Source organism: Moorena producens PAL-8-15-08-1 (genome assembly GCF_001767235.1).
Lineage (GTDB): Bacteria > Cyanobacteriota > Cyanobacteriia > Cyanobacteriales > Coleofasciculaceae > Moorena > Moorena producens_A.
In genome coordinates this window covers 6,951,446-6,965,911 of sequence record NZ_CP017599.1, presented here as the reverse complement: position 1 = coordinate 6,965,911, position 14,466 = coordinate 6,951,446, and the positions used below count along the sequence as shown (strand labels likewise).

Genomic DNA, 14,466 nt, shown 5'->3' with positions numbered 1-14,466 from the left:
AGGTTTAACATTAGGGCAAGCCCGCCCCTAACGCACCCCTACGGACTTTTCCCCTTNNCCGCTCCCTGTTNCCCATTATTTTTTACATACTGNANNAGGATACTTGCTNNGACTAATCTTTCTCACCAATTCGCTCTTGTGACTACTGCTGTGGCTTTAACTTCTGCTACTGTTGCCGTTTTACCGGCTGATGCTGAGCAGATAATTAACCAAGAATTCAGTGGCGAACTTGAATTGTCGGATTTTCCTAGTTTTCTGCCAGAGCCTCCTCCTAAAGCTAGAGATTACGAGGGGTTTGTTGAGTACAATACTGAAGGGGAATTACTCTCTTGGTTTCTTGATGTAGAAGGTTTAGAGCAAGTCGGTTCTGATATTACCCTTGAACCCTTGCCTTCTCCTTTTCCTTCTCCTCTTCCTCTTCCTCCTAGAAACTTTATTACGACCTTTGACGCTACCCCTGATAGTTGGATTCTAGATATCGATTTTGGTAGGGCTGTTGATGCCGGGGCTTATACCCTTACCTGGAACAGAGACTCAGGAATTACCTTTACTCTTGGGGGGTCGCTATTACCTCCAACTACCTATGTTGATCCCAATCCTAATTTTAGCGAAACCATCACCAAGGATCCTTCAAAGCCAGATCCAACCAGTGTTCCTGAACCGGCTTCTGGATTAGCGCTACTGGGAATTACTGCTTTAGGTGCTGGTGGATTGTTTAGAAAAAAGGATAAATAATCAGGGATTCTGGTTCAGTTCTATCAACTAAAGATATCACCATAATTGTAGAGCGAGTTAAGTCCATTTTTATGGACTTTTTTTGTGTTATAATATATCAAATTTATTGTAATTATACTTGTAATGGATCCTAATAATTACAAAGACTGGCTAGATATTGCAAATGAACGGGCGGCAGATGCAGACGGTATACTCAAAAATAGAAGTCAATCAATTGGATCGGTTTATATGGCAGGATATGCCATTGAATGTAGTCTCAAGGCGTTATTACGATATAGAAATAAACCATTTCCGAAACATGGCAATCAGGGGCACAATCTACGGGGTTTATGGAAAGCAGCAGAATTTTCCGTCACTGATATCCGTGACTCTACAGGTGCAAAGACATTTTTCATAGACAAGTGGGATACATCCCTACGTTATCAACTAACCTGTAATAGTAGCCTGACAATGGCAGAATTGGTGAATGGAGCAAAGCAGTTAACAGGATATATACAGTCTCAAATTCGTCGTCAATCCGGGAGGCGCAGATGAACCATTCAGAAATCAAAGAGCGTATTCATCAAAACATGTCACGTGCAGCTTTAGAGATTACGGATTTGCGGGTTCAACCGGATCCGTTTCTAGGCTGGCGTATTGCTGTCATTTCCCCAGGATTTGATCACAAATTCCAAGAAGAACGTAAGAACATTGTTCTAGAGGGGCTAGAAGAATTGACAATTCAGTGGTTGGATTTACTAACTCCTGAAGAGCAGCAATGGGCTGGCCCTCTTCCCATTGATTCTACCCTGGAAAACGTACCCTTTTGGCCTGAAGCTCTGGCTCGTTCTCGCTCTGGCTCTAGTAATCCTGAAGCAATCCTATTTCCATCGGATCTAGACGAAGACCTTGACCGACCGATCGTTGCAACATTTTATTCCCTCAGAGGAGGAGTTGGTCGCTCAACTGCCCTGGCTTATACTGCCCGAATTCTTGCTAGTCGTGGACGCACTGTGCTCTGTGTTGACATGGATTTGGAAGCTCCAGGATTAGCGGCTTTGTTTGGAAAGGAAGACGAGGTTAAGGATCAACAGGGGTTGGTATTTGTGTTACTAAGTTTGGAGCAAGGAGAAGAGCCTGACATCCGTAATCATATTCTGAGGGTTTCTGAAACCGATGAAATTTACTGTCTTCCGGCAGGTTTGCCCAATGCCAATTATGCGCGTTTACTGAGCTTTATGGAACCTGGAGCTTGGTATCGGGAAGATAGAAATCCATTACGTGAACTGATTCAGATTTTAAGTAGTGATCGTCTTCCTTTCAAGCCCGATGTTATTTTACTAGATGCTCGCACAGGAATGACTCCTCTCAATGGACCGCTCCTGTTTGACTTGGCTGATCTGGCAATTATTGTTTTCTTTCCTCATCCTCAAGCTCAAAGGGGTACGGGTGAACTGGTTCGTGCATTGCTTGCTGCTGAGACTAGACGAACTGAAACTGAACAGCGGCTTACTCCAGAGCCGCGATTTATTGTGTCTCCAATTCCTGCTAGTAAAGCACCAGAAGTTGTGGAACGATACCAACATAGAGCTATTGAATGGATTGGAGACTGGCTCTCTGTTATGAGGGATAAACAATCGAGTTCAGAGCCAATTAAAGAATCAGATATTACACATTTTATTCCCTATCGAGAAGAGATTGCTACATCAGATAAAATCTTATCTAATCAAGAAACGTGGCGTGATTTTGAGCCGGTTGCTGAATGGTTAGAAGGTTTTATCCCTACAGCTAGTGAAGAAGAGCTACCGGTTAGTTTGCCCGATATTAAGGGACAAATTTTAAACGAGTTAGAATTTTCTGCAGGAAGAGCAGAAGACCAAAAGGATTTTCTAGAAACGTTTGTAGAAACACAGTTAGTTAATCGCGCCCTTCATCCTCGCATCCCTCTAATCCTTGGTCGTAAAGGTACTGGAAAAACCGCTATTTTTCGTCGTCTGCTGGAAGATTCTGAGAAAACTTCCATTGTAGTGTTATCCCCCAGTGATCTCAAAGACGATCGCCCGTGGGTTATCAATTCTCAGAATTTCAGTGACATCGATCCAGCTTTAGAAAGGACTAAAAAAAGCTGGAGTGACTTCTGGTTACTCCAGACTTGTCTTGCTTGTCACCTATCCTGGCCTGGAGAGAAGCCTCAACCAGATGAGGCTCTATTAAAAGTTCTAGGGACTGATCCTACTAGCGAATTAGAGGTTGTACGATGGTTTGATAAGTTACTACAACAAGATCAGATTAATTCATTGGCAAGAGATTGGCTAACTCGTTTCGATCGTGCTGCACAATCTACTATTCTTCTTCTTTTCGATGGACTTGATACAGGATTTGGAAATGAACAACTGAATCGAGAAAGACGCACTAAAGCAATTGAAGGACTGCTTTCGTTGATGACTGACTTAGGGGAGAATCTGAAAAAATTAAAATTAAAAGTTCTATTGCGAGAAGATATCTGGCGTAGCCTTCGCTTCGATAATAAAAGTCACTTTTTCGGGCGCTCTGTAGTCCTTGAATGGCGTGAGCGAGCAGATTTTTTTAAAGTTATAATTAAGCAAGCTCTGAAATCGGATAGATTTAAAGGACTTGTCGTAAATTCAATTCAGCAAGGTAGTTTGTTATCAAATTTGTCATCAAGTAATGACGCCTTTAGTGACTATTTGAGTGAATCACAGGTCTTTGAAATTTGGAATCTTTTGGTTGGTGAGCGGATGAAAGGGGGGAAATCTGCCTTTACTCGGAACTGGGTCTGGAAACGAATTGCTGATGGCAGTAACAACCATAGTCCCCGTGCTCTATTACAACTTTTTGTAGAGGCGAAAGATTGGGAAATAAACGAGCAAGAGCGAAATCCTTATCAGAAAACTATCATCCGACCACGAGCTTTGAGTTCATCTCTTGAGAAGGTATCAGAAAAAGCATTAAGTGCTTTAATTGATGAAGAGTTTAGTGAACTTGAAGACTTGATTAATCGTCTGAGAAGTATAGGACGTTCGCCCTTAAAGGCAACTGAGGTAACTGGACTAGATGATCAGTTGAATCTAGCTAGAGAAGTGGGTTTGTTATCTATTTATGAAGGAACTGAAGATGAGGTTGAACGTTATAAAGTTCCTGATCTTTATCTCTCTGGTATCGGTATGACGCGAAAGGGGCAAGCATAAATAAAATATTGCACCAAGTTTAAACTTTATCTGTAAAGGTAGGGAACAGGAAACAGGGAATAGGGAATAGGGAACAGGGAACAGGGAATAGGGAACAGGTAAAAAAAATCTGTTTACCTAATTAGCCTACAGACCACTATACAAAAAAAAGCGATCGCATAATCTACGCGATCGCTTTTTTTTTACCATTAAAATACCCACCAAAAAAAATTTCTCAAAACCCTTGACAAATTAATATTATAATCATTACAATAATCATGTAAGCAAAATTCAAGTCTTGAGCTATGTCGCAAGAATTTATCCCTAACCCCGACAATAATCCTGAACATCAAATTCCTGAGATTAATCTTGAAGATATTTTCCCAAAAAAACAACATGTTCAGCACATTTTAAAGGGGCCTCGTCAAGCAGTAACTAATACTATTCATACCCTGTCTGCCATGGGCTACGCAGAGGCTTCCGAGTGGAGTCCTCTGCAACCTACCGGCATGCCAGGGCAGGTGATTACTATCATCACTAAGTATTGGATGCTACGTTAAAACGTTAGTTTTTTGGGGGGTTTCTCCCCCCCTTGGCAAAGACAAAGGTTCCGGTATGATAAAACAGGATTACTTCTCGATGGGTTCGGGAACTGAGTGACATAGCGATGCAGCGCGGTCTTGGGGAGGCAGTGCGGTCTTGGGGGTTCCCCCCATGAGCAACTGCCGTGGTTTCCCCCATGAGCGACTGCATCAAGAGAGCGATTTACATCCACTTACTGTGGACTTGAAATAGCCGTGGATATTATTTCTACGGCTATTTTTTTTTGTTGTTAACTATCTAATTGAGTAGGTAATCGGGAATCGGGAATCGGGAATCGGGAGTAGGGAGTAGAGAGTAGGGAGTAGGGAATAAAATTTCAATGTATATCACGCTTACTAAAAAGCGCTATATAATTTAAAAATATATCATGAACAATGTTGGTGATTTATCATAACATCAAAAACTATTAAGATCTCTTTACTACTGTTCCCTGTTCCCTGTTCCCTGTTCCCTGTTCCCTTTTTTTATAAATCATAGGTTCACATCTAAACTAAAAGTTATATATGGTTAAATCCCTAATTAAATCATGGTTTTTGTGCTTAAGTCTATCCTTAGTTTTGGTAGCTTGCAATGGTGCTACCCTTAACAAACAACAGCCAGAAGTGGTAAGCCTAACGGTATCAGTGGCTGCTAGCTTACAAGATGCGATGAAAGCTATCAAAGTACTCTACACTAAGGAAACACCAGATGTTACCATTATTTATAACTTTGCTTCCTCTGGTTCGTTGCAGCAACAAATCGAACAGGGAGCGCCAGTGGATGTTTTTATTTCAGCAGCTCCGAAACAGATGAATGCTCTGGAATATAAGGGGCTTTTACTAGAAGGGACAAGGCAAAGTCTTCTTAATAATCAGGTAGTTTTAGTTACTCCTAAAAACCAGAGTAGTATCTCTAATTTTAAGGACTTAACCTCTGATAAAATCAGTAAAATAGCAATGGGAGACCCGGAAAGTGTACCAGCTGGACACTATGCTAAGGAAGTTCTCTCTAGTCTTAATTTGTTTGACCAGCTCAAACCGAAGTTAGTTTTTGCTAAAGATGTTCGCCAAGTTCTATCCTATGTAGAAACAGGTAATGTGGATGCTGGATTGGTGTATGCAACAGATGCTAAGGTATCAAACCAAGTTAAACGAGTTGCTACTGCTCCGCCAGAGTCTTACTCCCGGATTATCTACCCAGTAGCGGTATTGAAGGAGTCTAAAAACCCTGATCATGCTAACCAGTTTGTGCAGTTTATAATCAGTGAGTCAGCTAAAACTGTATTTTTGAGGTATGGCTTTACTATGGGGGAATAGGGAATAGGGAACAGGGAACAGGGAACAGGGAACAGGGAAAAAATATTGTGTATCTGATTAACATGAAAACAGCTATATCGTTGTTGTCAACAGACCACGAAGTAGAATAAAAGCGATGCAGTGGCTACTCCCTGCTCCCTGCTCCCTGCTCCCTAAAACCCAATACTTTGTAACTCACCCACTTGATAAATATTATAATGTAATGGAAGATTTATCTCCTTTATGGATTTCCCTAAAAACTGCTGGCTTGGCTACTATCTTTGCTTTCTTTCTGGGAATTACAGTAGCGGGCTGGATGTTTAGCTATCAAGGGAAAGGTAAAGGAATTATTGATAGTATCTTAACCCTTCCGATAGTGCTACCGCCTACAGTAGTTGGCTTTTTATTACTGTTGTTACTAGGTAGAAATAGCCCAGTGGGACAGCTATTGAGGCAATTGGGAGTATCTGTAATCTTGTCTTGGCCTGCTACTGTGATTGCTGCTACAGTAGTTGCCTTTCCTTTGATGTATAAAACTGTATTAGGAGCTTTCAAACAAGTTAATCAGGATTTGATTAACTGTGCCCGTACGTTGGGGGCTTCTGAATGTAGGGTATTTTGGCAAGTGTTGCTACCTTTGGCTTGGCCAGGGGTGATGGCGGGGACAGTTCTGGCGTTTGCGAGAGCTTTGGGAGAGTTTGGGGCTACCTTAATGCTAGCTGGGAATATTCCTGGCAAAACCCAAACCATTGCGATCGCTATCTTTTTTGCAGCCCAAGCCGGGAGGATGGGGGAAGCACTACTATGGGTGTTGATCATGGTTGCGATCGCTCTCGTGGCAATCACCATCATTAACTATGAACAGGGAGTAGGGAGTAGGGAGCAGGGAGTAGGGAGCAGGGAGCAGGGAGCAGGGAAAAAATCGAATATAAAAGTAAGTAAGGGATCCCCCCTAACCCCCCTTATTAAGGGGGGGACTAGAGCTTCCCTTATTAAGGGGGGAAAAGAACAGGGAACAGGGAAAAAATCTCACATAGAAGCAAGTAAGGGATCCCCCCTAACCCCCCTTATTAAGGGGGGGACTAGAGTTTCCCTTATTAAGGGGAGAAAAGAACAGGGAATAGAGAAAAAATCTAACATAGAAGCAAGTAAGGGATCCCCCCTAACCCCCCTTAATAAGGGGGGGACTAGAGCTTCCCTTATTAAGGGGAGAAAAGAACAGGGAGCAGGGAAAAAATCTCACATAGAACCAAGCCAAGGACTTTTAGTAGAGTTACGAAAAGAGGTAAGCTCTAGCTTTACCCTAGATGCTAAATTTACTGCTAATGGTAAGCCGTTAGGAATCTTGGGGGCTTCTGGTTCTGGTAAAAGTATGACCCTACGGTGTATTGCTGGTTTGACTACACCGACTCAAGGCCGCATTGTCTTGAACGGAAGAGTTTTGTTTGATTCTAAACAGGGTATTAATCTTCCTCCTCACCAACGTCGGATTGGTTTTGTGTTTCAAAACTACGCCCTGTTTCCCCACATGAATGTTGCTCAAAATATCGGGTTTGGCTTGCAGGAATTGCCGAAAGCCCAAAGGAATGAACGGGTATGGAAATATATTGAACTGATGCATTTACAGGGATTGGAAAACCGCTATCCTCACGAACTTTCTGGGGGACAGCAGCAGCGGGTAGCCTTGGCAAGAGCAATGGCGATCGCACCAGAAGCGTTACTGTTAGATGAGCCCCTTTCTGCCCTTGATACCTATCTCCGGAATCAGATCGAAATGCTACTAACTGAAATTTTCTCTACCTATCAAGGAGCCACTCTTTTCGTCACCCATAAATTAGAGGAAGCTTACCGAGTTTGTGGTAATCTGTTAGTACTTTCCGAAGGAAAGGTTATTGCTTATGGTTCTAAAGAAGCTATTTTTGAGCATCCTCCTAGCTTTAGGGTAGCACAATTAACCGAGTGTAAAAACTTTTCTCGGGTTGAAATTATTGACCACCAAAAAATTCAAGCCCTGGACTGGAACTGTAGTCTCTCAGTTGTGGAACCGATCAGGAAATCCTTAGCCTATGTTGGCATCCGTGCCCATCATTTGAGATTTCTCAAAGAGCCAAATCACAACAATACGTTTCCCTGTTGGCTGGTAACGATGAGTGAAACCCAACACCGAGTTACACTCTATCTGAGTTTATATACTCCTTCTAGGAATACAGGACTTATGGATTGCCCCCTAAATCCCCCAATTCTGGGGGACTTTGACATGATTCCCCCCCAAAATTGGGGGGTTAGGGGGGCGGGGGACTTTGACATGATTCCCCCCCAAAATTGGGGGGTTAGGGGGGCGGGGGACTTTGACATGATTCCCCCCCAAAGTTGGGGGGTTAGGGGGGCAAAAGCAACTAAACTTGGTAAGTCCTACAATCCTCAGCAATACCACCTCCAAGCTGAAGTTTTTAAGGAAAAATGGCATCAGATTAAAGCTTGGCCTGAGCCATGGTATGTGCAGTTAGATGCTTTGAGGTTGATTTTGATGGAGAGTTGATTTAACTATAGAAGTTTTGAATTGGGTGAGGTACAAATTCTTGGGTTTTAGGGAGCAGGGAGCAGGGAGCAGGGAGCAGGGAGCAGGGAATAGGGAGAGGAAGTGCGATGCTCCTTTGGGCCACGCTACGCGAATGGAGCCGCTACGCGATCGCAAAAAATCCCAATCAAAATCTGGTAAAGTAAGATGTGTCGAACAAGAGAAGGTTTTGCCATGGCACAACCTAGCTGAGGAAGTTGGCCATAATAAAGATAGAACACAATAGCCCGATAAGAAACACGTTCAGAATCCATCACCATGGCACAAAATCCCTTTACTGTAGGACAAGCCGTTTCCCCAGAACGCTTTGTGGGACGAGAGTCTCAGATTGAAATAGCATTCGATCAAATCTCTAGTCGTGGTAATCTGGCAGTTTGGGGTGGACCTGGAATTGGCAAGACTTCCTTCTTAGAATTATTGACCTCACCTGACGTCTGGCACCTACAAGGCCAAGATCCAGAAGCAGCTGTAATTGTACTTCTAAATTGCCTAAGTATTCAACCGTTTCATGCTGATAGCTTCTGGCGGCAAATCTTGACCGAGATAAAAAGTCAACTGGATAGTAATTCACCGCTACAGACTGATATTGACCCATTACTTGATCAAGACAACGTCACTTCAAGTCATTTACGGCAGCTATTACGTAAGCTTGGAGAATACGACAAATTTTTACTATTGCTAGTGGATGACTACGATGTTGCTTTGCGTACAAACGACGGTTACCAGGAAGCTGATATTGAAGCCTTTGTGAATGAATGTCGCAGCATTGCGAATTCTGGTATCGAAAGGAAATATATTTCAATGATTGTAGCATCGTCTCGACGTCTGAGTGAATTGGGACCTCAACTCACCCCAGATAAATCGCCTTGGTATAACCACTATTTATTTCAACCACTCAAGCCATTTACGGATAGCGAAGTGGCTGCCCTACTACTGGGTATGCCAATCACACCAGCGTTACGAGAGGGAATTCGGGAAATTGCTGATGGCAATCCTGCCTTGCTACAGAATGCTGGTTATCTTCTCTATCAAGAATTGCGAGCTAATCGGGTACCTGATCCTAAGACCTTTGCCAGAGATTTTCTAAGTGCAACTGAACAGTTTTTTAAAGCTACCTGGGAGCTTTGCAATGACCTAGAGAAGATTTTACTGATGCTAATTGCTTTGTACAGCCTAGAAGGTCGATTATCCGATCAGCGCTATGCTCTGAGGGGCATTGAGACTATTTTTAGCCAAAAAGAGATAGAGCTGAATACCTTAGAAACGAGAGGAATCATAAAACGAGAAGAACAAGCCGGTAAAGCGACTTACTCCTTTGCGTCATCACTAATGGAGTGGTGGGTGATTAAAAACATTCAAAACAGTACCGAAACCGAATTACAAGATCGTCAGAAGGTATTTCTTAACCTGATGAGTCATAAGCAAGCAGAAAAAGTTAAAGATATCATTCGTTTAATGTGGAAAAATAAAGATGAAGTGCCATCTATCTTTGAATGGATTGGGAAGGTCATAGCTGCTATCCCGAAAGGAGCAATTAAAAGCTAATCACTGTCACAAATAGGAAACCTTTCGCAAATCACCAAGATTGATATGACCACAGCAACAGTTCGGAGAAATCCTTATATTGTTGGATCAGCTATCTCTGATCCAAAGTCCTTCTTTGGCAGGGAAACCTTGATCCAATTTGTCGAGGATAATTTAAACCAGGGTGAAAGGGTTATCCTGTTGCATGGTCAAAGACGGATTGGTAAATCATCGGTTCTTTTACAGATTCCCAACCTTGTTCAATCGGAGCAATTTGTCTTCATTTATTTTGATCTTCAAGACAAAGGGCACTTAGCCCTCAGCAATGTATTGTATCTCCTGGCTGAGACAATTATCAATCACCTTATCAATCACCTTAAGCTAGACTTGGACTATGGTAAACTACCAACTGAAGCAGATTTAGCAAGCAATCCCAGTATCTTATCCCAGAATTTTTTGCCTGAAATTTATCAGGGTTTAGAGGAAAAGACTATAGTACTAATGTTGGACGAGTTTGATGTCTTAAATAACTATGATCCAACTTCTTCAGTTCAAACCTTTTTTCCTTATTTACAATCTCTGTTAAGTCAACATGAGCAACTGGTGATCATCCCAGTGATAGGGCGTCAGCCAGATGATCTAACAAAGCTACTGAGCTTATTCAGAAGAGCACCAACCTATAAAATTGCCTTACTTAGTCTCCAAGATACGGAAAAATTGATTACTGAGCCAGCCAAAGGGTCGTTAGTCTATAGCCAGGATTCAATTCAAGCAATTATTGACTTGTCCGCAGGGCATCCCTATTTCACTCAATTGCTTTGTTATGCACTGTTTGTACGAGCCAGAACTGAACAGAAGCAGCAGATTACTCCTGGAGATGTTGAAGCAGTTGTGGATCAGGCCATTGAACTTGGTGGGGGAGGATTGGGCTGGTTTCGAGAAGGGCTGCCAATCCCGGAACGGGTAATATTTTCAGCAGTGGCAGAAGCCCAGAAAAGAGCTGATTTAAGAGACGATCAGTTTATCCAAGAACCATTGGTGATTCTGAAACAGTATGGGGTTGTTGAAACCAAGTCATTAATACAGGCGGAGAGCCAACTGCTTGAATGGGATTTTTTGGATTTTGCACAAGGATTAAATTTATTATCAGACACTGCTGATAGCTATCGGGTGAAAATTGAATTGGTACGTCGTTGGTTAGTCAAGCAACATCCTCTCCAACGAGAGATTTGGGAATTGGAAAAGCTTGAACCAGCAGCCGATAGCGTCTACCAATCAGCTACTGATTTACAGGGCTACAAGTTGTTGAAAAATGCAATTCCCCTTTATGAGCAAGCGTTGTCAATCAATCCCAACTACTTCAAGGCTCTGTTTGAACTAGCTGAGGGATATTTGGAAACCCGAGATTTTAGTAAAGCAGTGGCGCTTTACAAACGAGCCTATCAGATTGATTCAAATCGTGTAGAAGAAGACTATGTGCGATCGCTCCAAGGTTACGGCCTAGATTTAATGACTCAACGAAAGTTTGAACTGGCCAAGGAGCAGTTCGCATCAATATTGATAATTCAACCTGACAATGGGTTAGCTCAGGAGAAACTACAAGAAATTGAAACCTATCAAGAAAGATTACATCTGCCAGGTTTAGATTTTAGCAAATTTTTCAGAGTTTTAAATCCTTCAAAAACAATTAACGTAGGGAATCCTGAGGAGCAGAGATACTATATAGATTTTTCTTCGGTGCGTGGCAACCAGTTTAAGAGTTTGCTGCGGACGATTACTCGCCTTTCACCAGATGAACCAACCTGTCAACTTTTTACAGGTCATATTGGCTGCGGCAAAACTACAGAATTGTTGAGACTTAAGGCGGAACTGGAAGAACAAGGATTTCATACCGTTTACTTTGAGTCTAGTCAAGATATTGACATGGCAGATGTTGCTGTGACTGATATATTGTTATGTATTGCCCGTCACATTAGTGAGGACTTGGAGCAAGCCGGTATTAACATAAAACCGGGAGGATTATTTAGAAAAATTATTTCAGAAGCTTTTGATATTCTGCAAAAAGAAATAGCTTTAGGAGGTGAAACATGGGCTGCTTTTACTTTACCTATTGGTATTGGTAAAATCACTGATCAAGCTAAAAATAGTCGTAATTTTCGCAGTCTGCTAATAGAGTATCTAGAGCCACGTCTAAGTAGTCTGATCGAAGCCATCAATATTGATCTAATACAGCCTGGGATAGAAGACTTAAAACGAAGGGGAAAGGAAGGGCTAGTGGTAATTGTTGATAATCTTGACCGAGTGATGGATAGGCTAATGCCTACAGGGCGTAATCAACAAGAGTATCTGTTTATCGATCGAGCAGAGCAGTTGAAGCAGCTAAATTGCCATGTAGTTTATACCATGCCATTGGCATTAACCTTCTCAAAAGAGTTTGAAAAGCTCAGAAATTACTTTGGAACAGATCCCGAAGTTTTATCGATGCTTCCAGTAAGACTACGAGATGGTAGGGAATGTCATGAAGGAATGGCACTAATGCGACAAGTGATTTTAGCAAGAGCATTTCCTAACCTTCCTCCAGAGGAAAGGCTTAACACAATCTCAGCAGTTTTTGATAGTCCTGCAACTCTGGATCGACTGTGTGCAATTAGTGGTGGTCATGTACGCAACTTGCTAGTACTTCTCCGCAATTGTCTTCGGCAAGAAGAGCCACCTTTATCCCGAACGTGTTTGGAAAACGTGATTAAGCAAAGAGGTAATGAATTAATTCGAGCGATTACTGATGATGAGTGGGCGTTATTGACCCAGGTGGCAAAACATAAAAATGTAAGAGTAAAGGAAGAGTATCAAATCCTACTTAGGAGCTGGTTAGTCTTAGAATATCACTATCAGGGTGAGCGCTGGTTTGATATTAATCCTGTGTTAAGAGAAGCAGAGGAATTCAAAGCAAGAAGTAGTTAAACCTTGGATGGAGGATAATTGGTAAGGAATAGGAGAGGGAGTAGGGAGTAGGGAGTAGGGAGTAGGGAGTAGGAAAAATTCTTTTGTAGCTCACAGAAGCGACAAGGTTTTTAAAAAAGCGATTGGCCGTAGGCCACGCTACGCGAACGCTAAATATTAGAAGAAGGGCGAAAGACTCGTTCAAAATAGCAGGATGATAGGTCATACTTCTCGTTGATGGCTTGCCCGTATCCGAGAAGCAATAATCTCTCTACGAGTATCCCGATCAGATAGATTTCCCACCGATAGCAAATGTTTAGGCACTCCTCCCATTCGTTCTAAAACCGATTTTTGGGATTGAAAATTTTGGCGATAATCCCGCAGCAATTTTTTGATCAACTCACTGCTAGTTGTTTTTTCCTGACTTAAAATTTCAACTAAATACTGTTCTGCCTCTTGATCCAGACTGACATTCAACATCACGTTTTACTCCATGGTACTGTTGCCTTATTTCAATCTTACAATTTTCTAGACCTTATGGGTTTTCTTCAAGAGCCTTTTGTAATTGAGAAATTACAGTCTCTGCTGACTGAGGTCGTAACTTGCCCTGTTGAAATGTAGCAATCGATTCTTTGGCATCCTGAGCAATTTCTTTACGACGGGATTCGATCAGACGGTTTTGGATGATTTCAACCAGCATAGCCTGCTGTTCAGGAGGGAGTTGACTGACGGTGTTGAGGGATTCTTCAAGGGAAGTTGTCATTGGCTTAACAGAGAGCTTTGGTCGGTCGATTCAATTCTATCGGATTGAATACTTACACGCTTGCGCCGAATCGAAGATCGAAGTTGGAGTCGCTACGCGATCGCATTCTCTTCTCGGTTGGGTTGAAGCAAGGAAACCCAACACTATCTTTTGGCTTGGGAATCGCTACCATTTCCAATCCTCTTCATCCCAATAATTTTTAATCCGATCATCAATTAATAATTCATCATCACCATTTTCTGCCATTTCTTTAAACGCTTCTTCCCATCCTTGACGAGAGTGGGATACTGGCGAAATGATCACCTTTCCATCTTCTACTGTTATTTCAACTACATTGGCTAAACCACATTCTTCAATAATTGCTTTAGGAATTCTAATTCCTTGGGAATCTCCAATACGTACAATGGCAGCTTTCATCAGCTTAATTACTTTTGATGGATAATTCCTATTTTATAGCAATCCTAAATCAATTGTGATAATTTTTGTCCCCTGTTTCCTACTCCCTACTCCCTACTCCCTACTCCCTATTCCCTGTTCCCTGTTCCCTGTTCCCTTTGCTCTACGAGTGTCCCGATCAGATAGATTACCCACCGATAGCAAATGTTTAGGCATTCCTCCCATTCGTTCTAAAACCGATTTTTGGGATTGAAAATTTTGGCGATAATCCCGCAGCAATTTTTTGATCAACTCACTGCTAGTTGTTTTTTCCTGACTTAAAATTTCAACTAAATACTGTTCTGCCTCTTGATCCAGACTGACATTCAACATCACGTTTTACTCCATGGTACTGTTGCCTTATTTCAATCTTACAATTTTCTAGACCTTCTGACTTTTCACAGCAAGTTCTGAACTCACCAAATAGCCAGGTTTTTTATCAAAATT

The 14,466-nt window shown here is 42.1% G+C and carries 16 protein-coding genes; 9 read left to right on the top strand and 7 right to left on the bottom strand.

Annotation, left to right across the window (positions count from 1 at the left end):
• Positions 1 to 150 precede the first annotated feature (150 nt).
• The 4 genes from BJP34_RS25465 to BJP34_RS25450 all read left to right on the top strand — a co-directional run bounded on the left by BJP34_RS25465 (position 151) and on the right by BJP34_RS25450 (position 4,462).
• Entirely contained in the window at positions 151 to 735 is a 585-nt protein-coding gene (locus BJP34_RS25465; RefSeq protein WP_229424021.1) for a PEP-CTERM sorting domain-containing protein, read from the top strand.
• Between the two features lie 123 nt (positions 736 to 858).
• The gene (locus tag BJP34_RS25460; protein WP_070394756.1) at positions 859 to 1,269 is read left to right on the top strand and encodes a HEPN domain-containing protein; all 411 of its coding nucleotides are present in this window, start codon (positions 859 to 861) and stop codon (positions 1,267 to 1,269) included.
• Positions 1,266 to 3,923, top strand: a complete 2,658-nt coding sequence (locus BJP34_RS25455; RefSeq protein ID WP_070394755.1) for a P-loop ATPase, Sll1717 family — start codon at positions 1,266 to 1,268, stop codon at positions 3,921 to 3,923. Before BJP34_RS25460 ends, BJP34_RS25455 begins: the two co-directional genes overlap by 4 nt.
• Before the next feature lie 284 nt (positions 3,924 to 4,207).
• The gene (locus tag BJP34_RS25450; protein ID WP_070394754.1) at positions 4,208 to 4,462 is read left to right on the top strand and encodes a hypothetical protein; all 255 of its coding nucleotides are present in this window, start codon (positions 4,208 to 4,210) and stop codon (positions 4,460 to 4,462) included.
• Between the two features lie 4 nt (positions 4,463 to 4,466).
• Here the strand turns inward: BJP34_RS25450 and BJP34_RS44505 are convergent, their stop codons facing one another.
• Positions 4,467 to 4,655 (bottom strand): hypothetical protein, encoded by a 189-nt coding sequence (locus BJP34_RS44505; protein ID WP_158517473.1) that lies wholly within the window; start codon positions 4,653 to 4,655, stop codon positions 4,467 to 4,469.
• A 353-nt stretch (positions 4,656 to 5,008) separates the two neighbouring features.
• Here BJP34_RS44505 and modA point away from each other — a divergent pair, with 353 nt between their 5' ends.
• Both modA and modB read left to right on the top strand, forming a co-directional pair.
• Complete coding sequence (modA, locus tag BJP34_RS25445) at positions 5,009 to 5,800, top strand: molybdate ABC transporter substrate-binding protein (RefSeq protein ID WP_070394753.1); 792 nt, start codon at positions 5,009 to 5,011, stop codon at positions 5,798 to 5,800.
• Positions 5,801 to 6,002: 202 nt separating this feature from the next.
• Complete coding sequence (modB, locus tag BJP34_RS25440) at positions 6,003 to 8,318, top strand: molybdate ABC transporter permease subunit (RefSeq protein ID WP_229424486.1); 2,316 nt, start codon at positions 6,003 to 6,005, stop codon at positions 8,316 to 8,318.
• Position 8,319: 1 nt separating this feature from the next.
• Here modB and BJP34_RS49450 read toward each other — a convergent pair whose 3' ends face one another.
• Positions 8,320 to 8,442: a hypothetical protein gene (locus BJP34_RS49450; RefSeq protein ID WP_267876375.1), complete on the bottom strand. Its 123-nt coding sequence runs from the start codon at positions 8,440 to 8,442 to the stop codon at positions 8,320 to 8,322.
• Between the two features lies 1 nt (position 8,443).
• The gene (locus BJP34_RS44500) at positions 8,444 to 8,617 is read right to left on the bottom strand and encodes a hypothetical protein (protein WP_158517472.1); all 174 of its coding nucleotides are present in this window, start codon (positions 8,615 to 8,617) and stop codon (positions 8,444 to 8,446) included.
• Between BJP34_RS44500 and BJP34_RS25430 the strand changes: the two genes are divergently transcribed.
• Positions 8,616 to 9,902, top strand: a complete 1,287-nt coding sequence (locus tag BJP34_RS25430; RefSeq protein WP_070394751.1) for an AAA family ATPase — start codon at positions 8,616 to 8,618, stop codon at positions 9,900 to 9,902. The genes BJP34_RS44500 and BJP34_RS25430 overlap by 2 nt on opposite strands.
• 45 nt (positions 9,903 to 9,947) lie before the next feature.
• Positions 9,948 to 12,842: an AAA-like domain-containing protein gene (locus BJP34_RS50105; RefSeq protein WP_083305343.1), complete on the top strand. Its 2,895-nt coding sequence runs from the start codon at positions 9,948 to 9,950 to the stop codon at positions 12,840 to 12,842.
• Here the strand turns inward: BJP34_RS50105 and BJP34_RS40905 are convergent.
• The 4 genes from BJP34_RS40905 to BJP34_RS25410 form a co-directional block, all read right to left on the bottom strand.
• The gene (locus BJP34_RS40905; protein ID WP_149031176.1) at positions 12,823 to 13,047 is read right to left on the bottom strand and encodes a hypothetical protein; all 225 of its coding nucleotides are present in this window, start codon (positions 13,045 to 13,047) and stop codon (positions 12,823 to 12,825) included. The two genes, BJP34_RS50105 and BJP34_RS40905, sit on opposite strands and share 20 nt — an antisense overlap.
• Positions 13,044 to 13,301 (bottom strand): hypothetical protein, encoded by a 258-nt coding sequence (locus BJP34_RS25420; protein WP_070394750.1) that lies wholly within the window; start codon positions 13,299 to 13,301, stop codon positions 13,044 to 13,046. The genes BJP34_RS40905 and BJP34_RS25420 overlap by 4 nt, the downstream gene beginning before the upstream one ends.
• A 55-nt stretch (positions 13,302 to 13,356) precedes the next feature.
• Positions 13,357 to 13,584 (bottom strand): hypothetical protein, encoded by a 228-nt coding sequence (locus tag BJP34_RS25415; RefSeq protein WP_070394749.1) that lies wholly within the window; start codon positions 13,582 to 13,584, stop codon positions 13,357 to 13,359.
• A 165-nt stretch (positions 13,585 to 13,749) separates the two neighbouring features.
• The gene (locus tag BJP34_RS25410) at positions 13,750 to 14,001 is read right to left on the bottom strand and encodes an AbrB/MazE/SpoVT family DNA-binding domain-containing protein (protein WP_070394748.1); all 252 of its coding nucleotides are present in this window, start codon (positions 13,999 to 14,001) and stop codon (positions 13,750 to 13,752) included.
• Between the two features lie 55 nt (positions 14,002 to 14,056).
• On the opposite strand from BJP34_RS25410, the gene BJP34_RS44495 reads away from it, so the two are divergent.
• Complete coding sequence (locus BJP34_RS44495) at positions 14,057 to 14,233, top strand: hypothetical protein (protein ID WP_158517471.1); 177 nt, start codon at positions 14,057 to 14,059, stop codon at positions 14,231 to 14,233.
• Positions 14,234 to 14,466: the final 233 nt, after the last annotated feature.